A 19,868-nucleotide genomic window follows, 5' to 3' on the forward strand; every position below is an offset into this window, starting at 1 on the left:
CACCTAAAATGTGGCTTTTAAACCAAGGTAAGCACTACGTTCGGCGGTGGCATAGCCTTCAATATTTTGATAATACACGTTGGTGAGGTTATTTACCTTTAAATAAGCACTGATTGACGGCTCAAATTGATAGTTAATCACCGTGTTCCAAACGCTGTAGTTTTCGGTTGCGCTATGCATATCGCCACCGCGCGTAGCGATATATTGGCCGTTCACATTCCAATCCAGTTTATCGCTGGCATACCAGTTAAGTTCCATGCCAAGTTGATTGTCTGGACGACGAGCCAAAGCCTCACCATTTGCGTCTTCGGTGTTAAGGTGCGTGTAGTTAAAGGCATAGCTGCCGCGAGTAAATGACCGACGGTATTCGGCTTCTAGTCCTTTAATACGAGTGGTGCCTTCGATATTTTGATATTGACTGGTGCCCAAATCCCAGTCGATCAAATCGGTTATTTCTTTATCAAAATAGGTCAATCTTAAGCCTTGTAGACGGTAAGTTAAACTGGCTTCGGTTGATTTTTCGGGTGTTAAATCCAAATTTTGCGACCCCCATGGATTGAGCATTTGGATAATATTGGGCGCGTTATAAGCCGTGCCATAATTAAAGGCTAAAGATTGCTGTTCGGTGATATTAAGTTTTAGTCCAATCTTACCTGTTAGCTCTGAACCAAACGTGCTGTAGTCGTCATAACGCAAGGCTTCGTTAAAATTGAGATATTTCCAGCGGTGAGTGTTTGTCGCAAAAACCGATTGAGTCTGGGTTTGTTTTTCCAAAAATACATTGTCGGATGCCGCCCAAGAATATTTGTCTGAACTCGCCATGTTTTCGCTGTAGTTTGCGCCAATGAGTAAGCCATTTATTTGCTGGCTAAGCTGAACGGATCGTGTTTGACCTTTCACAATGTCCGGCGTGCCTTCATCCAGTTGTTCGCTTCTAAATAACGACTGTTCGATGGTTAATTGAGTATCGGCTGCTTGGTAAGTTAACTGGCTTAAGTGGCTTTGATTGTCACTGCGTTTAAGTGCATCGGCATCACCAAAACTATCATAATTTGATAATGCATCGGTGTAGTTATACGACAAGCTAAGTTGCTGATTATGGCCAATCGGCATCACCGCTTTGGTCGCTATATTGGTGTTTTCATAGCCATCTTTTTCATACTGGTTTGGGTTTTCATTTACCGGTGCTTGGGCACTGAAGCCCTCAGATTTTAAGCGTTGAGCGCTAATAAACAACTTGGCTTTACCCAGTTTAAAGCCAGTAGCAACCGAAGATTTGGCCGTGTTATAAGCCCCGTTTTCGATTGTGAAATGGGTTTCAGTGGATTGTTTAGTAATAATATTGACTACGCCTGCGGCCGCATCCGATCCCCATACCCCAGACTGAGCACCTTTGATAATTTCAATGCGTTCAATATTGGCGACCATGAGATCAGATAAGTTAGCACCACTGGTATTACCTGGGTTTTGTGCGCGCACACCATCTACAAGAATCAAGGTACGGCTGTTATCCGAGCCGCGAGTATAAAGACTGGTGGCCGCGCCTAAAGGGCCACTTTGCGTGACACTTAACCCCACGACCTGATTCAGTGCCTCACTTACGCTGACGAAACGTTTGGCACGTAACTCAGCGGCCGTGATGATGTTGACATCGGCAACCACACTGTCGAGCGGTTGCTCTACTTGGTTTGCAGTCACTACAATCTTATTAAGATCGGTTTCAGCGGCTTGTGCGACCAGGCCTGGTGCTAGGGTAAATAGGGCGACAATGAGGGGGTTGGGTTTAAAACGAACAGCATAGGTTTTCATGGAAATTTCCTTCAATTCATAGATTTTAATATCTGTTATGAACGAAGGCAAAACGGACTTAACCCGCGCATTAATCAGCGGGTTTTCGTGTTCACAAGGAGGACGAAAATTTTACAAGCACTCCGTATTGCCCACCGCAATAGGTTGTTGACCAAACTTAATTAGCCAGTTCACTAGGCCGGTATCCGGGCTGAGGAGCGATTTCAGATTACCTTCTCAGAAGCAAGCTTCCAATGGTGTATTAATCTGTCTTCTCCATCACCGTTGCGGGGGCAGCGTTCGATTTGAACCCGATTTAATCGAGGTTCGTACGACTCTTCCCGTTTAACGCGGTATTGAAACCGCGCACCTAACGAAGCCGTATATTGTAGTGGCATAAAGAATTATTGCAAGCACCAGGCCTGGTGCTCAGGCGTTATTGATCAGACTGGTCGCGGTTTTTAGCGGCGAGATGATTCGCCCATTTATAAGACAACCAAAAGGCCGGCGTGATAATCGCAAACGTAAACGCAAAGCTGCTCAGAGCGGTTAACCAACCTTCACCTTGCCAAAGTACCACCGCACCCACGGCCAAACTTAACAGCAGGCCATTACGTAATGCACGTTTGTTTGGGTTAAATAACATGAGGTCGTTCCTTATTTTTGTTGAATTAATTGTTTTAAACAATCACCGTAAGCCTGCTCGTCAGGCGCTTGCTGATTCTTTTGGCTTTGCCATAACGCCTCTGCTAAACATTCCATCATCTCATGTTCGGCTTCTAACACGTTACCGTGCTTAAGTGTGAGCACGCGATGCACCTGCGCAATGCCAGCCGGGCGATCCGTGGCAACTTGTTCACGAATACCCAAATGCATACCCATGTGCAAAAACGGATTGGTTTCGCCCATTTCCGGCAGGTATTCGTTTTTTAAATGTTGTTTGTTTTCGAGCATTTGATGATACTCGGGATGCTGATCAATCACCTGGGCAATTTGCTGTTCCAGCGCATCCAAGGGTTGATTGGCGCGCGCTTTTTGCCAAATATCCGCATAATGTTGGCGCAGTTTGTCGCGTTCGGATGTGAACATAAATAGCGTTTCCTTAGACTAAATTCAAAAGCACCAGGCCTGGTGACCTTTGGCGATCGGGATGGGTCATTTTAAAAGGCAGACCAGGCAATGAGCAAGCCGAAAAAGATAAATATGCTGCCGCTGACTCGGCCTAAACGCAAACGCCCAACATCAGAATGCAACCAGCGTTGTGCCCGATTCGCCAACAGCGCATAACCTAGGTGAACTAAAATCAACAAGCCGCCGTAACTTAACACAAACAGGTGCAAACTGAGGCCTAACTGTTGCGATTGCAACATAAACGGCGGAAAAACCGCCAGAAAAAACAAGATCAGTTTTGGGTTGGTAAATTGAATCAGCACGCCTTCTATAAAGCGTTGCAAGGGTTTGCCGCGGTGAGCTTGGTCAGTCTGAATATCCGCAATACCGCGTCGCCAAAGCTTCATCCCAAGATAAATTAAATAAGCCGCGCCCAGCGCTTGCACCAACAGAAATGCCGTTTCTGACCCCGCGAGTAGCAAACCTAAACTGGTGACGGACAAATAACCGACAATAATCGTGCCGATACTAATGCCTAAAATACCGTAAAACGCAGGACGAAAACCAAAACGCAACGCATTCGAAAGTGTCATTACCACACCCGGGCCGGGGCTGATAATCGCGGCAGCGGAAGCGGCTAGATATATTAGGTACAACGTTAACATAACGCACGACCAGGCCTGGTGGTTAACAAGGTTCGGGCGTTAATCAACATACTTGTCTTTGTCTTTAAACTCGCACAGATCAAAAATCACACAACTGCCGCAACGTGGTTTACGCGCCATGCAAGTGTAGCGACCATGCAAAATAAGCAAGTGATGGGCGTCCATTAAATGTTCTTTGGGTGTGAACTTGAGTAACTTCTGTTCAACTTCCAGCACGTTTTTACCGGGCGCGATTTTGGTGCGATTCGACACCCGAAAAATATGCGTATCCACCGCCATCGCAATTTGACCAAACGCGGTATTCAACACCACATTTGCGGTTTTGCGCCCCACGCCGGGCAGAGCTTCCAGCTCCTCACGCGTTTGCGGCACTTCACTGTTATGCAATTCAACTAACATCTTGCAGGCTTTAATCACGTTTTCCGCTTTAGAATTAAACAGCCCGATGGTTTTAATATAGTGTTTAAGCCCATCCACCCCCAACGCATAAATCGCCTCCGGCGTATTCGCCACCGGAAACAACTTCGCCGTCGCAATATTCACACCCTTATCCGTCGCCTGCGCCGACAAAATCACCGCAATCAGCAACTCAAACGGCGTCGAATAATTCAACTCCGTTTCCGGCTCCGGAATCGCTTCGGCTAAGCGGTCAAAAATCTGTTGGCGTTTGAGTTTATTCATTAGATGAGTCTTGAGGTCATGATTTAGGGTTAGTTATAAAACAGTCTTTGCTTGGTTTATGTTACTTAGCTAGCAGCAAGGCCATACCACGCATAAACCGGCTGAAATAATAGCACAAACAAATGACAACCAGGCCTGGTTGTTTACTCTGGGATTTAATACGCTGGTGTATAGCAAAGGATAGCGGGTTAAAGTAATATGCCAAAATGTTAACTCATTGACTGACACATGAGTGCTCATTTGAATGTGAAAAGCTACCAAAAGAAACAGGAAATGAATAGGAATACATACTCTATGGATAACTTTAAAAACACAATTATTCAGGAATGGTCTAAGTATGGATTTTCTGAATTTAAAGAAACTATATGGAGTTCGTCTTTACAACAAGCGGATTTGTCTAGAATTAGACGTTTTTTAAGCCAAAATCATATTAAGAATGTAGATGTTTCGATAGTAATTCCTCATAACAATGATACGCCCCGTATGAGGTGGACAAAATACTATGAGAGGTCAGGGCAATGTATATCGAAAATAAGGGAAGAGTTTATTCCTGAAAATAGTAATAATTTGAAACTAACTTTTTGTTACTGCAGCAAGGAGGAGGAGCAAAATAATGAAACTCAGTCAATTTACGTGGTGAATATACTTAGGCTTGTGTTTGGTGTTCCTGTTGCACGTGAACTTATTCTTATTAGACGTTTCTCTAATGATAGCAATGATCCTTCTTGTGAATCTGATAAAGATTTTGCATCAATGTTTGATACTCAATCATTGAATATGTTTAATGAACCTGCCATTGAAAAAGCTAAGATTATAGAAGTACCTGTGGAGTCAACGATTCTTCTCGATAAAGCATTTTCGCAAACTTATCCTGTTGAACGTTTTGTTCTAATGTGGCTGGCTTTTGAGGCTATAATCAGCGCCTTCCCCGGTGATGAAAGCAATGGCGATAAACGTAAAAAATTTTTTAGAGATGATTTAGGGTCTGATGCTATAAATAAGGAAGTTTATCGATTATTTAAGCTAAGGTGCGATCTTTTTAAAGAAGGAAAGGTTTCTGAATCTGCTATAGAAAAAGATTGCTGGTCTCTTTACGCCGTGATACAGCTTGCGATTATGAAAAACTGCGAACAGCGACAAGAATTGAAATCTGGATATGAAAAAGTTTTATCGTTAAATGCTTTAAATGTAGCGTTAAAGTGAAGTTTGCTTCCTAAATGAGTCTTACCCAAAACTATATTAACTCGCACTTTGCACTTCAACCGGAATATTCACCAGGCCTGGTTTTTTGAGTTTTTGGTCGGCGTAATTTTTCAGCGCGATCAATAAGCCTAAGCCAATAAACGCACCTGGCGGTAAAATCGCGAGCAACACAGGGGTATAATCGCTACTTAAATGCAATGTCCAGTTGCGGGCGGTTTCGCCGAATAGCAACCAGGCCTGGTCGAATAGCGTGCCGTTGCCAATCAGCTCTCGCAGACTGCCCAAAATGACCAGTACAATCGTAAACCCAATCCCAATAAACAAAGCATCGACAATCGACTTATCCAACGAGTTTTTGGAGGCAAAGGATTCAGCGCGCGCTAAGATCGCGCAGTTGGTGACGATCAATGGAATAAAGATGCCCAAAATGCCGTGTAAGGTATAAAAGTAGGCGTGCATGAGCATGTCGATAATGGTGACCGCCGCTGCAATAATGGCAATAAAGACCGGGATGCGAATTTCAGACGGTACCCAGTGACGAATCAGCGAAACCAAAATGTTCGAGGTCAGCAAAACGGCCATGGTCGCTAAACCTAAGCCTAAGCCATTCACACTGTTATTTGTCACCGCGAGTAATGGGCATAAGCCGAGTAGGGCGACCAAGGCCTGGTTGTTGTTCCAAAGACCTTTTTGCGCAATCTCTTGGTAGTCGCGCCAAGTTTGGTTAAAGGATGCTTTAGTCATACAGTTCCTCTTGGTGTCGATTGACATAGTCGAGTGTTAATTTGACCGCGCCCACGACTGCGCGTGGAGTGATGGTTGCGCCGGTAAATTGATCAAATTCGCCTCGGTCTCGTTTGACCGCCCAGCGATTCACATTGTCTTCAGTCAGTTCCTTGCCATTAAAACTTAAAATCCAATCGTCTTTGCGCAGTTCTATTTTATCGCCTAAGCCCGGCGTTTCTCGGTGGCTTACAACCCGGACACCGGCCACACGGCCATCTGCAAATACGCCGACAATAAGACGGATATTGCCGTTATAGCCATTGGGGGCGACGGTTTCAACCACCAGGCCTGCTGGTTCACCATTTAGGCGCGCGCGATAAATCGTCATGGGTTCGGTTGAGCCCAGGTAGTCGGGTTCGGTCACGGTCTTGGTGTCTTCTAATAGATTGTTATCATACCGAGACGCCGGCATGACCTGATTAAGCAGTTGAATTAAAGAGGCTTGTTCGGCTTGTTCTATTTTAGGTTGAGTAAATGCATTGATAGCGATTAATAAGGCGACGCTAATCACCACAAATAGGCTAAGTAAGCCTGCGGCACGAAACATGGCTAGTTTAAGTTCTGGTTTCATCGAATATGCCCTACCACGCGAGGTTGAGTGTAGCGATCAATCATCGGCACGGCGATGTTCATTAATAAAATCGCAAACGCAATACCGTCGGGGAACGCACCCCAGTTACGAATAACATACACCAAAATACCAATGCCTGCGGCATAAATTAAGCGCCCCATTGGGGTGGTGCTGGAGCTGACCGGATCGGTGATGATAAAGAACGCCGCCAACATGGTGCCACCAAATAAAAGGTGAAAGCTGATCGGTGCGTAAAGTGCGGGATTAATCATATGGAATAGCCAAGCCATGAAGGCTAAGGTGCCCAAAAACCCGACCGGAAATTGCCAGCGAATGGTGCGCGTGTAGAGTAACCATAAGCCGCCGATTAAAAAGGCGACATTAATCCAACCCCAAGCGGTGAGGTTTAACCAGCTGGATTCAAAGTAGGCCGCTTGTAGCATGTCTTGGCTGGACAGACCTTGCTGCAAACCAGTTTGTAAGGTACTGAGTGGGGTCGCGCCAGTAAAGCTGTCGATGGGCATATTGGGCATCACGCCAAACAGGATATGATTGAAGGAGTCCCAAAAGCTTAAGGTGTAACCCGCTAAATCTTTGGGCAAGGTCCATTGTGTCATTTCGGCTGGAAAGGAGATGAGCAAAAAGGCATAACCTAACATGGCCGGATTAAAAGGGTTGTAACCTAAACCACCGTATAAATGTTTGCCGAAAACCAGTGCAAATGTGCAGCCGGTCACAATCACCCACCAAGGCGATTCGGGTGGAATACAGAACACCAGGCCTGTTACGGTAATGAGTGCGCTGAAATCAGTCATATTGGGCATAACCGGGCGGTCGCGCAGCTTGAGCATCACAAACTCGACCAATAGGGCAGTCGCTACCGCCAAAAACCATTGAATAACGATGCCATAGCCAAACAGCAAAATATGCGCTAGCAACGCCGGAAAAGCGGCCAGCTGAACCTGTAACATGATTTTTTGCACCGAGCTGTTGTTGTGTGCAAATGGGGAACTGCTAAAGGTCGACATTATTGGCTTGTCTCCTGTTGGGCTTTACGCGCGGCGGCTTTTGCTTTGGCGGCTTCCATCGCGGCCTTGCGTTTGTCTGCCGCCGACATTTCTGACTTAGGGGATTCTGTGCCAGAGTCTTTGGTGTTGTTCGGTTCTTTTGGACTCGTCTTTTTAGCGGCGGCGCGGGCTTTAGCCGCTTCCATTGCGGCTTTGCGTTTGTCTTCCGCCGACATTTCTGGCTTAGGGGAGTTTGTGTCAGAGTCTTTGGTGTTGTTCGGTTCTTTTGGGCTCGTCTTTTTAGCGGCGGCGCGGGCTTTAGCCGCTTCCATCGCGGCTTTGCGTTTGTCTTCCGCCGACATTTCTGACTTAGAGGATTCTGTACTAGAATTTTTCGTGCTCTTCGAGTCTTCTGGGCTCGTCTTTTTAGCGGCGGTTTGGCGAGCTTTGGCCGCTTGAATGGCTTTTTCGCGCGCGCTCAATTTGGGCGCATCGGCGGCTGGTTTTTCAGTTTTTGGGGCTTCATCGGCTTGTTTTTTTACCGCCGCTTTTTTGGCGGCAAGCTTGGCTTCGCGCTCTTTTTTGTCACGTTCTAAACGTGCTTCACGGGCATCAAATCGTTGTTTTGCAATTTCGGTTAATTTCGCTTGCTGCTTGATTTCTCTCACTTCAGCTTTGGCGTGACGATAATATTGCACCAGCGGAATATGACTGGGGCAAACAAATGAGCAGCAACCGCATTCAATGCAGTCGAATAGGTTGAGCTGTTCGGTTTTATCGTATTCATGCGCACGTGCATGCCAGTAAAGTTGTTGGGGTAGTAAGTTCACCGGACAGGCTTCGGCACATTCGCCACAACGAATACAGGCCATGGGTTCATCCGAAGTTTCGGGAGGGTTCGCTAGAATGCAGTTGGTGGTTTTGATCACAGGTACATCATTGTGCGCCACCGCAAAGCCCATCATTGGTCCACCCATTAAGAGCGGGTAATCTAGTTTCGGTTCGGGTTGGGCGAGTTCAACGAGTTCATTAAATGGCGTGCCAAGCAGAGCGTCGATATTAAACGGTTGTTTTAAACCCATGCCAGAGACGGTGACAAAGCGTGAAACTAACGGTTGACCGAGTTCGAGCGCTTGAGTAATCGCACGTAAGGTGGCGACGTTCATCATAACGACACCAATATCAATACTATGAAGTTGGCTGGGAATTTCTAGCCCGACGAGTTCTTGGGTCAGTTGTTTTTGTCCACCCATCGGGTAAACCGTGGCGACTTCTTCCACTCGAATTCGAGTAGCTTCACTGGCTTGACGCATGGCCGAAATCGCTTGGGGTTTGTTGGTTTCAATGCCACAAATGACGTTTTCAACCTCAAATAGATCGGCCATAAATAGCGCGGCTCGTACGATTTCTGGCGCGTGCGTTTGCATTAACAAGTCATCACAGGTAATAAAAGGTTCGCACTCGGCACCATTGATAATTAAATGTTTAATTTTACCGGGTTGATCGGGAAGTTTGGCAAAGGTCGGAAAGCCCGCGCCGCCCATGCCGACAATACCGGCATTAAGCAGAAGTTGTTTAAACTCGGCAATATTTTTAGGTTTTTCAACGATGCCTAGCGCATTTTCTACAGCGTCTTGTTTCGCGTCTGGTTCAATCACAATACAGGGTTCGGCTAAACCGGAGGCATGCGGCAAAATGCGCTGTTCAATCGCGATAATTTTACCGGAAGCGGGGGCGTGAACCGGTGCACTCAAACCTTTGGCGGCTTGTGCAATCATTTGGAACTTTTTGACCTGTTCACCGATCTCAACGCAGGGTAACGCGGCGCCGCCCATATGCTGTTGCAGAGGCAAAATGAGTTGTTTGGGCACATAGCCGCTTCGCAATGGTTGGCGTAAGGATAGGCTTTTGTTGTATTTAGGAAAGACACCGCCGTGAAAGTGATACAGCCAGCGTTTCGCCATAGGGTAAATCGGCGCAATTAAGTTTATGATTTTTTGGCGTAAGCTCGGTTTCATTCGGTGCGCTCCGCCGCTACTTTAGGTTCTGGCCACTTCCAGTTTGTTAAGCTGGGTTTTTCCATCACCATATCAATGCAATCCACCGGGCAAACTGGCACACAAAGCTCGCAACCAGTGCATTCTTTTTCGATCACGGTGTGCATCATTTTGGTGGTGCCGACAATCGCATCCACCGGGCAGGCTTTAATACAGAGCACGCAACCTATGCAAATGTCTTCATCAATCACGGCCACCATTTTAGGTTTGGGTTCGGTGGCTTCGGCTTCCATTGGTTTTGGTTCAACTTTTAAAATCTCGGCGATTTCGATCATAGTAGGTTCGCCACCCGGAATGCATAAGTTGACTTCGGCTTCGCCTTTGGCGAGGGCTTCGGCGTAAGGTCGGCAACCCGGATAGCCACATTGGCCGCACTGAGTTTGCGGCAGTTTTTGGTCAATGATATCGGCGAGTGGATCACCTTCGACCTTAAAGCGCACCGCGGCATAGCCGAGTAGTAAGCCAAAAACGAGGGCTAAGCCTAAAAAGATGAGAATTCCGGCGAGCATACTCATTTATACCAGCCCACCAAAGCCCATAAAGGCTAACGACATAAGTCCTGCCGTGATTAAGGCGATGGGCGCACCTTTAAATGGGGTCGGCACATCACCGGCATCGACCCGTTCACGAATCGAGGCAAATAAAACCATGACGAGCGTAAAGCCAACGGCCGCACCAAATCCATAAAAGGCGGATTCGATAAAGTTGTGATCTTCACCAATATTAAGTAAGGCTACACCCAGTACGGCGCAGTTGGTGGTGATTAGGGGAAGGTAAATACCCAGTACTTGATAGAGTGCGGGGCTGGTTTTGTGAATGGCCATTTCAGTAAAACCGACCACAGCGGCGATCGACAGAATAAAGCCGATGGTTTTAAGGTATTCCAATTCAAACGGGGCGAGCAGGTAGGTGTAAAGCAGATAACTCATGACCGAGGATAGCGTGAGCACAAACGTGGTGGCTAAGCCCATGCCAAGTGCGGCATCAAGTTTTTTGGACACACCCATGAATGGGCACAGGCCTAAAAATTTGACCAGCACAAAATTATTCACCAAAACGGTGCTAATTAAAATAATGACATAATCGGTCATAACGGCTCTTTTGAATTTGTTTTACCACCGAGCCGCGAAGCCACAAAAGAGTGTAATCTTGTGTTTAACAACATTTACTAAAACTCTGTGTGTTTGTGCCTCAGTGGTTAATTAAAAACTATTTTACGCGCATGCCGGGTTGAGCACCCTCGTCTGGTGACAAGATAAACAAGTCTTTGCCACCCGGACCGGCGGCTAACACCATGCCTTCGGATAAACCAAAACGCATTTTACGCGGTGCTAGGTTGGCGACCATCACGGTTAGCTTACCAATTAGCTGTTCTGGTTCATAGGCCGATTTGATGCCAGCAAATACTTGGCGTTCGCCTAAACCGATATCTAGGGTTAATTTTAATAACTTATTGGCTTCCGGCACGGCTTCGGCGTTAACGATTTTAGCAATGCGTAAATCAATTTTAGCAAAGTCGTCAATCGTGATTTCTGGCGCAATTGGATCAAACTGGCTGGTTTCGGCCGATGCGGCTGGCTCGGCTTTCGCTGGTTGATTTGCTTGTAAGGTTTGTTTTGAATCTTCTAACATTTTTTCTACCTGTGCCATATCTAAGCGAGTTAATAGAGCTTTATAAGCTTGAATTTCATGGTTCATTAACGGGGTTTTAGCCTGGTTCCAGCTCCAGTCGGTTTCATTAAAGAATTCACGAGCTTTAATACTGGTTTTCGGTAAAACCGGCGCTAAGTAAATCATTAAGCTACGGAATAGATTTAAACCGACACTGACTGATTCATGCAGTTCGGCGTCTTTGCCTTCTTGTTTGGCTAATACCCAAGGTGCGGTTTCGGCAATGTATTCGTTGGCTTTGTCTGCCAGCGCCATAATGTCACGCATCGCTTGAGCATATTCGCGTTTTTCGTAAAGCTCGGCTATCGGCTCGGCTTTGTCAGCAAACTGTTGAAACAAGGCTTGCGCTTCTGATGACCAGGCCTGGTTGAGTTTGCCATCAAAACGCTTGGTAACAAACCCAGCACAACGACTCGCGATATTAACCACTTTGCCGATTAAGTCTGAGTTAACACGTTGCACAAAGTCGTCAAGGTTTAGGTCCAAATCATCAATGCGGCTATTGAGTTTGGTTGCGAAGTAATAACGTAAATACTCAGGCTCAAGGTGTTTTAGGTAGGTGCTGGCCATAATAAAGGTGCCGCGAGACTTCGACATTTTCGCGCCATCCACTGTTAAGAAACCGTGGGCAAAGATGGCATTAGGTTTTCTAAAGCCTGCGCCGGTTAACATCGCTGGGAAGAATAGGGCGTGGAAATAGACGATGTCTTTACCGATGAAATGATAGAGCTCAGTTTGGCTGTCTTCACGCCAGTATTCGTCAAAGTCCAGACCATTTTCATCGCAGTATTTTTTGAAAGACGCAAGGTAACCTATGGGTGCGTCTAACCAGACATAGAAAAACTTATTGTCTTCGCCGGGGATTTCAAAACCAAAATAGGGCGCGTCACGGCTGATATCCCAGTTTTGCAAGCCGGATTCAAACCATTCATTTAACTTATTAGAAATTTGGCTTTGTAAATGGCCGCCTTGTGTCCATTCTTTAAGCATGGGTTCAAAGTGACTCAATTCAAAAAATAAATGCTCAGAATCTTTTTGAATTGGTGTAGCACCTGAAATTACAGATTTAGGATCGACCAGTTCGGTGGGTGCGTAGGTAGCCCCGCAAGCTTCACAGTTGTCGCCGTATTGGTCGTGAGCGCCACACTTGGGACAAGTGCCTTTAATAAAGCGATCCGGCAAAAACATGTTTTTTTCAGGGTCGTAAAATTGTTTGATGGTTTTGCGACTGATGTGATTATTGGCTTTTAGTTGATTGTATATATAGCTCGAATAATGGCGGTTTTCTTCTGAGTGTGTGCTGTGATACTGATCAAATGCAATATTGAACCCGGCAAAATCCTGTTGGTGTTCTTGCGATACACGTGCGATCAAGGCTTCGGGTGTAATGCCTTCCGATTGTGCGCGGAGCATGATCGGTGTGCCGTGCGCATCATCCGCGCAAACGTATAGGCAGTTGTGACCACGTTGCTTTTGGAATCGTGACCAGATATCTGTTTGAATGTATTCAACAAGGTGTCCAAGGTGAATTGGACCGTTGGCATAGGGGAGCGCGCTGGTGATTAAAATTTTTCTGACCGAGGTCATAGAGGCATCCATCTTATTGCGGGTTGAAAGCCTGATATTATAACGGCTTTAGCCTCATCTGACTAAGGATAATTGATGTTTAAAGCCCAGTAGGTTAGCTGATTAACAACTAAGTATAAAACCCATGATATGTGTAGGGATAAAGTGTTGGATATGAGTCGTTGAATAGTTTATGATTGGGTAAAATTTACTTTCGCTAGGACGTTATTGGTCAGTTTTGGCGTTAGGGTAAGATGAATCGGAGATTTTGAAAATGTCAGTTGAAGGTCAGTTGGTAGGGAATACTGCGGTTCTGTTTGTTAAAGGTCGCTTTGATATAGCCTGTTATGAGGAATTTAATCGAGCTTATTCCAGTTTATTAGGGCGTGCAGAACAGTTTAAAGTTGACTTGTCGACCACTAGTTTCATGGATAGTTCTGCGTTAGGGATGCTTTTATTGTTACGAGAAAAGGCCGGAGATTCAACACACATTGAATTAATTAACGCCGATGATGAAGTGGCCAAGATTTTACAAATTGCACAATTTCACCAGTTGTTTACAATCCGATGACCCCCCTTTTTTCTAGCCTAGAGTTGTTAACGAATCGTATTTTAATCGCTGACCCAAGTGATGAAGCTTATGCGTTTTATGAGCGTGTTTTATCTCAACAAGGCTTTGAAGTTTTGCACGTCGATCGAAATGATAAAATTTTAGAGACGGTTCAACAGACGCAACCCAGCTTAGTAATTGTTGATCTAGCGATTTGTTCTGAAGATCGAAATGACCTAATTGAAGGTATTAAAAATTCTTGTGATGCTCATTGTCCTTTTCTTCCGGTTGTATTGGCAAGCAACCAAGATGAAAATACACTTTTGCAACATGCCGTCGCCAAAAAAGCGGATGGTTTTTTGCAGTTCCCCTTTTCAGACAAAGTATTGTTGGCGAAAGTCCAGTCTCTGTTACGTATCCGAAGCTTATATGTTGCTTTGAAATCAACCAGTGATCAAATTTATCAATTGCATCATACACTTGAGCAAGAGCATAAAGACGCAGAGCGTATTTATGAGAAGTTTTTGCGCCCTTCATCACAAAAAATTGCCGGTTTTGACAGTTATATCTCGTCAGCTTCGATTTTTAACGGTGATTTGTTAATAGCTAAGGTGCAACCATCTGGAGATGTTCTCGTTTTATTGGGGGACTTTACTGGGCATGGATTAAGGGCCGCGATTGGCGTAATTCCTGTGGCGGAAATGTTTAATGGGATGGTGGTGAAAGCTCGCAGTGTTCCAGAAATTATTAGTGAGATTAATACTAAGTTGCATAACATTTTACCAGCGCATCTGTTTTTTGGCTGTGCTGTTTTACAGGTGTCACCCGTACAAAAAAAAGCGCGTATTTATAATTTTGGTATGCCAGATGTTTTGATGGTTAAGTCTGATAAGTTAACTCGCTTTAGTTCGCGTAATTTGCCATTAGGGGTAGTAAGTAGTCAGCGATTGGATTTGTATCCACAGGCTATTGACTTGTGTGGAGATGAAGTGTTTTACATGCTGACAGATGGTTTCACCGAATCACGAAATTCAGAAGGAGAAATGTTCGGTGATGAGCGGGTTGAACAAACTTTGTTAAAGGCTGGCAAGCAGGGTATTAAAGCTTTGATTAAGGAAGTTGATACCTTCTGTGCGAATTGTTTTACAGAAGATGACGCGAGCATTGCTGAGCTGAAAACTGGCCCGATTTTGAATTTTAATTATATTGATTCCCTTGGTCAGCTTACTAAAGCTTCAAGTTGGAACTTGAATTTCCGGTTTGATTTTGTCGCACTTAAACAGATGGCTAACCCTATGGAAGGTTTAGTTGACATGATTATGCATGTTCAGCCTATCCCCAGTCATAAAGAGCGCCTTTTTATTATTTTGGATGAGTTGTATACCAATTCTTTAGAGCATGGCTTATTAAGACTGGATTCTTCCTTAAAGCAGGAGGAGGAAGGGTTTTTAAAATTTTTGGATGCACGTGAAGAGGCAATAGATCAGTTAAATGATGGGTTTATTGATGTTCAGGTGACGCACAAGCCATTAGGTGATTTTCAGGGTGAGATGACCATTCGGATTGAGGACAGCGGTGAAGGGTTTGATTATGCGGCGCTGGATAAGGATCCTTCCCCGAGCCAGTCTATGTTTTCTGGGCGCGGGGTTTTATTAACGCGTTCTTTATGTTCAAGCCTTACCTATGAGGGACGCGGTAATATTGTTACCGCTATTTATCGCTGGCATTTGACACCAATGTTGAATCAACAAGACTAGTTGTTTTCAATCACAATTTTGGGGAAAGCGGATGCATAGTTGCGTTTGGATTCAGCAATGCCGGATCCAATTCTGTGTGCCATAGTACGATATTTTTCGGCTAATACGCCATTAGGTTCCGCCGCAACAGTTGGTTTACCAGCGTCGGCTTGTTCTCGAATACTCATACTTAACGGCATCGCGCCTAAAAATGGAATCTCATAGTTGTGAGCTAAGGTTTCGCCACCGTGTTCGCCAAATATCGCCTCTTCATGACCGCATTGGCTGCATATATGCGTGCTCATGTTTTCAATTACGCCCAATATCGGGATGTTAACCTTTTCAAACATTTTGACGGCTTTTTTGGCATCCAATAAAGCCAAGTCCTGCGGTGTGGTGACAATGACTGCACCAGTGACGGGGATTTGTTGGGCTAAGGTTAGTTGCACGTCGCCAGTTCCTGGTGGCAAGTCAATGATTAAAAAGTCCAAGTTTTGCCAGTCGGTTTCTTTTAAGAGTTGAGTGAGGGTCTGGGTGACAATTGGGCCACGCCAAATCATGGGCGTATCTTCTTCGATTAAACAACCAATTGACATGGCTTGTAAGTCATAAGCGCGCATGGGCTGCATGCTTTTGCCATCTAATGTGCTGGGTTTGCCAGATAAGTTGAGTAGCGTCGGAATGCTCGGCCCGTAAATATCGGCATCCAAGATGCCCACTTTTGCGCCTTCTTGTTGCAGCGCTAAAGCAAGGTTCACGCTGGTAGTCGATTTGCCGACCCCGCCTTTGCCTGATGCGACAGCAATAATGTTCTTGATGTTCGCTAGCGCGGTTACATTGGGCTGGGTTTGATGGGCTTTGATTTGAGTGGTGTGTTGAACCTTGACTTGATCAATGCCGTCCAGTGCGGTTAATTTTTGCGTTAGATCGGTTTCAACTTGCTTGTGCAAGCTTTCCGCTGCAAATGGCCAGTTAATTGTAAAGCTTAATAGCTTATTTTTATAACTAAGCTCGGACACCAGATTAGTATTGGATAGATTTTGCTGCGTTAAGGGCAGTGTGGTTTGCTCGAAAATCGAGTGGATTTGGCTTTTCAGTTGATCATTTAAGCCGTCACCGAACAGTTGATTGAATAAACCCATGTTTGTTGTTGATCCTGTTTTTTTAAATACTTGACTAATCTTATCAGGAATTGATGCGTGAACCAAGCACCAGGCCAGGTGCTTGCTCGTTAACAGCGCGTGTTGTTTAACTTTTTAATCTAATAGCGCTAGCTGACGTTCGTCGGTTTGATCTTGGTTGATGCGGCTGGATGTTGGACCAGATTGATTGCGGTATTTGGCATCTTTGCGTTTGTTGTATGGTTTTTCAGCCGGACTGGATAGGGTTTCAAAGTTGATGGCGCAAATATCCATGCCTGGACGCAAGGCCAGCGGTAATTTGCCACTATTGAAAATTTCTAACACAATTTGACCTTGCCAGCCTGGATCAATGCGGTGTGCGGTGACGTGCACCATTAAACCTAGGCGCGCTAAGCTTGAACGGCCATCTAGCCAGCCAACTAAGTCATCCGGTACCGTAATGGATTCAAGCGTCGAAGCTAAAGCCAGCTCACCTGGATGCAAGAAGAAGGCTTGGTTTTCTTCGATTACGATTTCATTGCCCATTACCTTGTCGAGCAGGGTTTGGACTTCTTCGCTTGGTCCACTTAGATCTATAAATGGTGCTGTATGGTCGTTAAAAACACGAAAGCGGTTATCGAGTCTTAAGTCGACGCTGATCCCTTTAATTTTGCTGGCATTTGGTTCAGGTTCGATCACAATGCGGCCAGATCTTAATGCGGCGGAAATATCTTTATCACTGAGTTTCATAGCTTCGATTCTTAAGTTGAGTTCTATGGGAAATGGGGCGGCTTATCAAGTGCTAATACAACACGGCGCTTGTGTTTGGTGTTATTTACTTCAATACGGCCAGGGAAAAAGTTTAAGTCTTCAATCAGCCAGATTTTAATTTCTTGCGTGTCAGTTGTCCACTCATAGTAGCGCGCCTTAAGGTTGCTTTTGTAATTAAGATGGGCTTTTGTAGCTTGGTTGGCTACATTAAATTTTACGAGTGTTTGTTGTTTTTCTTCTTGCAGCACAAGCGGCGGTATCGCGTTCCCGTTTAATGTGTAGAACTGCAGGGCATAAGCAATCGACATAATGTCATATGCGTAGGGCGAACCAGGCCAGCTGCGGTCTTTCTGTGGGAACGTAATAATATTGTTTTCCAAGTTTGCGATCAAATCCACCTTAATGTGCTTGGTGTAATCGTCATGCCGCTGCGTCAAGTCTTTGTGGTAGCTTAACCAAAGGAACTGATTGTTCTTAGTCAGTATTTTAGTGGTTTCGTAGGTGGATTCATTTATAAACCGCTTCGCCCACCAAGGTGGCTCGGCTTCACTGGTTAATGTACAGGTATCAGTTTGACAGCGCATTTTTTGTTGTACGGTACCAACATTAAAACCCATTAAGCGTACTGCAAATTCAGCATCAAAATTTTGGCTAGGGTTAGCCTGTGCTTGACTCGTTATGATGAGTCCCACAAAAGCTAAGAGGGTGATGGTTTGACGAAAGGTTTGCATGCTACAAATCTTCGATTTGTAGCGGAGTGGTCAAAGCTTGTCCTGACCACCAGGCCTGGTGGTTTTGATAGTTGAGCTTACCTTGTGCAAATAGATTAACCACCAAAGGATAAGCTTGATGTTCTAATTCATGGACTTTAGCTTTTAGGGTTTCGACGGAATCATTCGCTTGAATATTGGTGGTAGCTTGTAAAACCACGGGTCCGCCATCGAGCTCATCGGTGACAAAGTGAATGCTTAGGCCATGTTGTTTATCGCCAGCGTCGAGTGCGCGTTGGTGGGTTTGTAAACCTGGGTATTTGGGTAGTAAAGAAGGGTGGATATTGAGCATGCGCCCAACGTAATGCTGGGTAAATAAAGGGGTTAGAATACGCATAAAGCCAGCCAAGACCACCAGGCCTGGTTGGGCTTGATCAATGGAGTGGATTAAAGCCTGCTCGAACGTTTCGCGGTCATCAAAGCTTTGGTGGGGAACCGTGTCGACTTCAATCAGATGTTGTTTGGCGCGTTCTAAACCAAAGGCGTCCGCCTTGTTTGAAATGACCTTGACGATTTGATAAGCGCAATCAGCTTGGTTTTGTCGGTCAATCAGGGCTTGTAGGTTCGAACCGTTACCTGATATTAAAACCACAACGCGAAGCGGACTTTGTTGCATGCTTAACCTTAGCGCCGAGTGGGGAAGCTCGGCGTTGAATAACAATTAATCGGCAATTAACTGAACATGCGGTTCAGTTTGATCACTAGAGACAATCTCACCAATAACATTGGCGGTTTCGCCGAGTTGGGCAAGTAACTCCAGTGTTTTGTCTTGGTTTTTTGCATCCACTGCGATCACCATGCCGATGCCGCAGTTAAAGGTACGGTGCATTTCTACATATTCAACATTGCCGGCTTCTTGTAGCCAGTCAAATACGGCTGGTCTTTGCCAAGCTTGAGTGCGAATTTTTGCACAGGTGTTATCTGGTAATACGCGTGGAATATTTTCCACCAAGCCACCACCAGTAATATGCGATAAAGCGTGCACTTTGATTTGCTTCATTAGCTCAAGCAACGGCTTAACATAAATACGAGTAGGCGCCATTAAGGCGTCAATTAAGGGCTGACCGTTCAAATCGGTATTTAGGTTTTCACCGCTGACCTCGATAATTTTGCGAATTAACGAGTAACCGTTTGAGTGAGGGCCGGAAGAGGCTAAACCAATTAGAACATCACCACTTTTGACAGCCGAGCCATCAATTAAATCTTCTTTTTCGACAATACCAACACAAAAACCAGCTAGATCATAATCCCCCACTGGATACATGCCCGGCATTTCAGCGGTTTCGCCACCGATGAGTGCGCAACCTGCTTGCTGGCAACCTTCGCCAATGCCTTGGATAACGTCTTTGGCAACATATAAATCAAGTTTGCCAGTGGCGTAGTAGTCCAAGAAGAATAGTGGTTCGGCACCTTGAACAATCAAGTCATTAACACACATAGCCACTAAGTCGATGCCGACTTGATCGTGTTTACCGCTATCAATCGCTAAACGCAGTTTTGTGCCTACGCCGTCCGTACCAGAGACTAGTACGGGGTTTTTGTATTTATTGATAGGAAGTTCAAATAGTGCACCAAATCCACCTAGCGAGGCCATCACTTCTGGGCGGCGAGTGGCTTTGGCTATAGGTTTAATGGCATCAACAAGTGCGTCGCCAGCATCGATGTCAACACCAGCGTCTTTGTAGCTTAAGGAAGGTTTGCTTGTCATAAGGATTCGGGTCAGTTCTTAGATTGAATAGGAGTTCGATTGAAAACAACCAAGCCCCAAGGGTTAAAAAATATTATGATATTGTAACTAAAAATCACCGAGGCGGG

The 19,868-nt window shown here is 45.3% G+C and carries 20 protein-coding genes and 1 riboswitch; of the genes, 3 read left to right on the forward strand and 17 right to left on the reverse strand.

Annotated elements, in window-relative coordinates; genetic code table 11:
* Positions 1 to 3: 3 nt before the first annotated feature.
* The 5 genes from N746_RS0104380 to nth all read right to left on the reverse strand — a co-directional run bounded on the left by N746_RS0104380 (position 4) and on the right by nth (position 4,244).
* Positions 4 to 1,809, reverse strand: a complete 1,806-nt coding sequence (locus N746_RS0104380; RefSeq protein WP_029934254.1) for a TonB-dependent receptor plug domain-containing protein — start codon at positions 1,807 to 1,809, stop codon at positions 4 to 6.
* A gap of 159 nt (positions 1,810 to 1,968) precedes the next feature.
* A riboswitch (cobalamin riboswitch) is annotated at positions 1,969 to 2,177 on the reverse strand.
* Between the two features lie 47 nt (positions 2,178 to 2,224).
* Positions 2,225 to 2,434, reverse strand: coding sequence for a hypothetical protein (locus N746_RS0104385; RefSeq protein ID WP_029934256.1), 210 nt, complete (start codon positions 2,432 to 2,434; stop codon positions 2,225 to 2,227).
* Between the two features lie 11 nt (positions 2,435 to 2,445).
* Positions 2,446 to 2,877, reverse strand: a complete 432-nt coding sequence (locus N746_RS0104390; RefSeq protein ID WP_029934257.1) for a DUF1841 family protein — start codon at positions 2,875 to 2,877, stop codon at positions 2,446 to 2,448.
* Positions 2,878 to 2,948: 71 nt separating this feature from the next.
* On the reverse strand, positions 2,949 to 3,563 hold the full coding sequence (locus tag N746_RS0104395; protein ID WP_029934259.1) for a LysE family translocator: 615 nt from the start codon (positions 3,561 to 3,563) through the stop codon (positions 2,949 to 2,951).
* Between the two features lie 39 nt (positions 3,564 to 3,602).
* Entirely contained in the window at positions 3,603 to 4,244 is a 642-nt protein-coding gene (gene nth / locus N746_RS0104400) for an endonuclease III (protein ID WP_029934261.1), read from the reverse strand.
* Positions 4,245 to 4,538: 294 nt separating this feature from the next.
* Here nth and N746_RS0104405 point away from each other — a divergent pair, with 294 nt between their 5' ends.
* Positions 4,539 to 5,447, forward strand: a complete 909-nt coding sequence (locus N746_RS0104405; protein ID WP_029934263.1) for a hypothetical protein — start codon at positions 4,539 to 4,541, stop codon at positions 5,445 to 5,447.
* A 36-nt stretch (positions 5,448 to 5,483) separates the two neighbouring features.
* Here N746_RS0104405 and N746_RS0104410 read toward each other — a convergent pair whose 3' ends face one another.
* From N746_RS0104410 to metG, 7 genes are all read right to left on the reverse strand, one after another.
* A complete protein-coding gene (locus N746_RS0104410; RefSeq protein ID WP_051678508.1) occupies positions 5,484 to 6,191 on the reverse strand; it encodes an electron transport complex subunit E in 708 nt (235 codons plus the stop codon).
* Complete coding sequence (rsxG, locus tag N746_RS0104415; RefSeq protein WP_029934268.1) at positions 6,184 to 6,804, reverse strand: electron transport complex subunit RsxG; 621 nt, start codon at positions 6,802 to 6,804, stop codon at positions 6,184 to 6,186. Before rsxG ends, N746_RS0104410 begins: the two co-directional genes overlap by 8 nt.
* Positions 6,801 to 7,835, reverse strand: coding sequence for an RnfABCDGE type electron transport complex subunit D (locus N746_RS0104420; RefSeq protein ID WP_038125881.1), 1,035 nt, complete (start codon positions 7,833 to 7,835; stop codon positions 6,801 to 6,803). The genes rsxG and N746_RS0104420 overlap by 4 nt, the downstream gene beginning before the upstream one ends.
* Positions 7,832 to 9,829, reverse strand: a complete 1,998-nt coding sequence (gene rsxC, locus N746_RS0104425) for an electron transport complex subunit RsxC (protein ID WP_029934272.1) — start codon at positions 9,827 to 9,829, stop codon at positions 7,832 to 7,834. Before rsxC ends, N746_RS0104420 begins: the two co-directional genes overlap by 4 nt.
* Positions 9,826 to 10,377: an electron transport complex subunit RsxB gene (gene rsxB / locus N746_RS0104430; protein ID WP_029934274.1), complete on the reverse strand. Its 552-nt coding sequence runs from the start codon at positions 10,375 to 10,377 to the stop codon at positions 9,826 to 9,828. The genes rsxC and rsxB overlap by 4 nt, the downstream gene beginning before the upstream one ends.
* 6 nt (positions 10,378 to 10,383) lie before the next feature.
* Positions 10,384 to 10,959: an electron transport complex subunit RsxA gene (rsxA, locus tag N746_RS0104435; RefSeq protein ID WP_029934275.1), complete on the reverse strand. Its 576-nt coding sequence runs from the start codon at positions 10,957 to 10,959 to the stop codon at positions 10,384 to 10,386.
* Positions 10,960 to 11,077: 118 nt separating this feature from the next.
* On the reverse strand, positions 11,078 to 13,126 hold the full coding sequence (gene metG / locus N746_RS0104440) for a methionine--tRNA ligase (RefSeq protein WP_029934276.1): 2,049 nt from the start codon (positions 13,124 to 13,126) through the stop codon (positions 11,078 to 11,080).
* A 253-nt stretch (positions 13,127 to 13,379) separates the two neighbouring features.
* Between metG and N746_RS0104445 the strand changes: the two genes are divergently transcribed.
* Together N746_RS0104445 and N746_RS0104450 are read left to right on the forward strand one after the other, a co-directional pair.
* Complete coding sequence (locus tag N746_RS0104445; RefSeq protein ID WP_029934277.1) at positions 13,380 to 13,676, forward strand: STAS domain-containing protein; 297 nt, start codon at positions 13,380 to 13,382, stop codon at positions 13,674 to 13,676.
* Positions 13,673 to 15,412 (forward strand): ATP-binding SpoIIE family protein phosphatase, encoded by a 1,740-nt coding sequence (locus tag N746_RS0104450; RefSeq protein WP_029934278.1) that lies wholly within the window; start codon positions 13,673 to 13,675, stop codon positions 15,410 to 15,412. Before N746_RS0104445 ends, N746_RS0104450 begins: the two co-directional genes overlap by 4 nt.
* Here the strand turns inward: N746_RS0104450 and apbC are convergent.
* The 5 genes from apbC to purM all read right to left on the reverse strand — a co-directional run bounded on the left by apbC (position 15,409) and on the right by purM (position 19,761).
* Entirely contained in the window at positions 15,409 to 16,533 is a 1,125-nt protein-coding gene (gene apbC, locus N746_RS0104455) for an iron-sulfur cluster carrier protein ApbC (protein ID WP_029934279.1), read from the reverse strand. The genes N746_RS0104450 and apbC overlap by 4 nt on opposite strands.
* A 114-nt stretch (positions 16,534 to 16,647) precedes the next feature.
* A complete protein-coding gene (dcd, locus tag N746_RS0104460; RefSeq protein WP_029934280.1) occupies positions 16,648 to 17,262 on the reverse strand; it encodes a dCTP deaminase in 615 nt (204 codons plus the stop codon).
* Between the two features lie 23 nt (positions 17,263 to 17,285).
* Positions 17,286 to 18,014 (reverse strand): DUF3108 domain-containing protein, encoded by a 729-nt coding sequence (locus N746_RS0104465; RefSeq protein WP_029934281.1) that lies wholly within the window; start codon positions 18,012 to 18,014, stop codon positions 17,286 to 17,288.
* Position 18,015: 1 nt separating this feature from the next.
* The gene (purN, locus tag N746_RS0104470; RefSeq protein WP_029934282.1) at positions 18,016 to 18,669 is read right to left on the reverse strand and encodes a phosphoribosylglycinamide formyltransferase; all 654 of its coding nucleotides are present in this window, start codon (positions 18,667 to 18,669) and stop codon (positions 18,016 to 18,018) included.
* Between the two features lie 45 nt (positions 18,670 to 18,714).
* The gene (gene purM / locus N746_RS0104475; RefSeq protein ID WP_029934283.1) at positions 18,715 to 19,761 is read right to left on the reverse strand and encodes a phosphoribosylformylglycinamidine cyclo-ligase; all 1,047 of its coding nucleotides are present in this window, start codon (positions 19,759 to 19,761) and stop codon (positions 18,715 to 18,717) included.
* Positions 19,762 to 19,868: the final 107 nt, after the last annotated feature.

This window comes from Thiomicrospira pelophila DSM 1534 (assembly GCF_000711195.1).
In the GTDB taxonomy this organism is placed as follows: Bacteria; Pseudomonadota; Gammaproteobacteria; order Thiomicrospirales; family Thiomicrospiraceae; genus Thiomicrospira; species Thiomicrospira pelophila.

Excerpts from the sequence above, each read along its gene's own strand:
- N746_RS0104380 (WP_029934254.1), bottom strand. The coding sequence starts at position 1,809 with ATGAAAACCTATGCTGTTCGTTTTAAACCCAACCCCCTCATTGTCGCC.
- N746_RS0104385 (WP_029934256.1), bottom strand. The coding sequence starts at position 2,434 with ATGTTATTTAACCCAAACAAACGTGCATTACGTAATGGCCTGCTGTTA.
- N746_RS0104390 (WP_029934257.1), bottom strand. The coding sequence starts at position 2,877 with ATGTTCACATCCGAACGCGACAAACTGCGCCAACATTATGCGGATATT.
- N746_RS0104395 (WP_029934259.1), bottom strand. The coding sequence starts at position 3,563 with ATGTTAACGTTGTACCTAATATATCTAGCCGCTTCCGCTGCCGCGATT.
- nth (WP_029934261.1), bottom strand. The coding sequence starts at position 4,244 with ATGAATAAACTCAAACGCCAACAGATTTTTGACCGCTTAGCCGAAGCG.
- N746_RS0104405 (WP_029934263.1), top strand. The coding sequence starts at position 4,539 with ATGGATAACTTTAAAAACACAATTATTCAGGAATGGTCTAAGTATGGA.
- N746_RS0104410 (WP_051678508.1), bottom strand. The coding sequence starts at position 6,191 with ATGACTAAAGCATCCTTTAACCAAACTTGGCGCGACTACCAAGAGATT.
- rsxG (WP_029934268.1), bottom strand. The coding sequence starts at position 6,804 with ATGAAACCAGAACTTAAACTAGCCATGTTTCGTGCCGCAGGCTTACTT.
- rsxC (WP_029934272.1), bottom strand. The coding sequence starts at position 9,829 with ATGAAACCGAGCTTACGCCAAAAAATCATAAACTTAATTGCGCCGATT.
- rsxB (WP_029934274.1), bottom strand. The coding sequence starts at position 10,377 with ATGCTCGCCGGAATTCTCATCTTTTTAGGCTTAGCCCTCGTTTTTGGC.
- rsxA (WP_029934275.1), bottom strand. The coding sequence starts at position 10,959 with ATGACCGATTATGTCATTATTTTAATTAGCACCGTTTTGGTGAATAAT.
- metG (WP_029934276.1), bottom strand. The coding sequence starts at position 13,126 with ATGACCTCGGTCAGAAAAATTTTAATCACCAGCGCGCTCCCCTATGCC.
- N746_RS0104445 (WP_029934277.1), top strand. The coding sequence starts at position 13,380 with ATGTCAGTTGAAGGTCAGTTGGTAGGGAATACTGCGGTTCTGTTTGTT.
- N746_RS0104450 (WP_029934278.1), top strand. The coding sequence starts at position 13,673 with ATGACCCCCCTTTTTTCTAGCCTAGAGTTGTTAACGAATCGTATTTTA.
- apbC (WP_029934279.1), bottom strand. The coding sequence starts at position 16,533 with ATGGGTTTATTCAATCAACTGTTCGGTGACGGCTTAAATGATCAACTG.
- dcd (WP_029934280.1), bottom strand. The coding sequence starts at position 17,262 with ATGAAACTCAGTGATAAAGATATTTCCGCCGCATTAAGATCTGGCCGC.
- N746_RS0104465 (WP_029934281.1), bottom strand. The coding sequence starts at position 18,014 with ATGCAAACCTTTCGTCAAACCATCACCCTCTTAGCTTTTGTGGGACTC.
- purN (WP_029934282.1), bottom strand. The coding sequence starts at position 18,669 with ATGCAACAAAGTCCGCTTCGCGTTGTGGTTTTAATATCAGGTAACGGT.
- purM (WP_029934283.1), bottom strand. The coding sequence starts at position 19,761 with ATGACAAGCAAACCTTCCTTAAGCTACAAAGACGCTGGTGTTGACATC.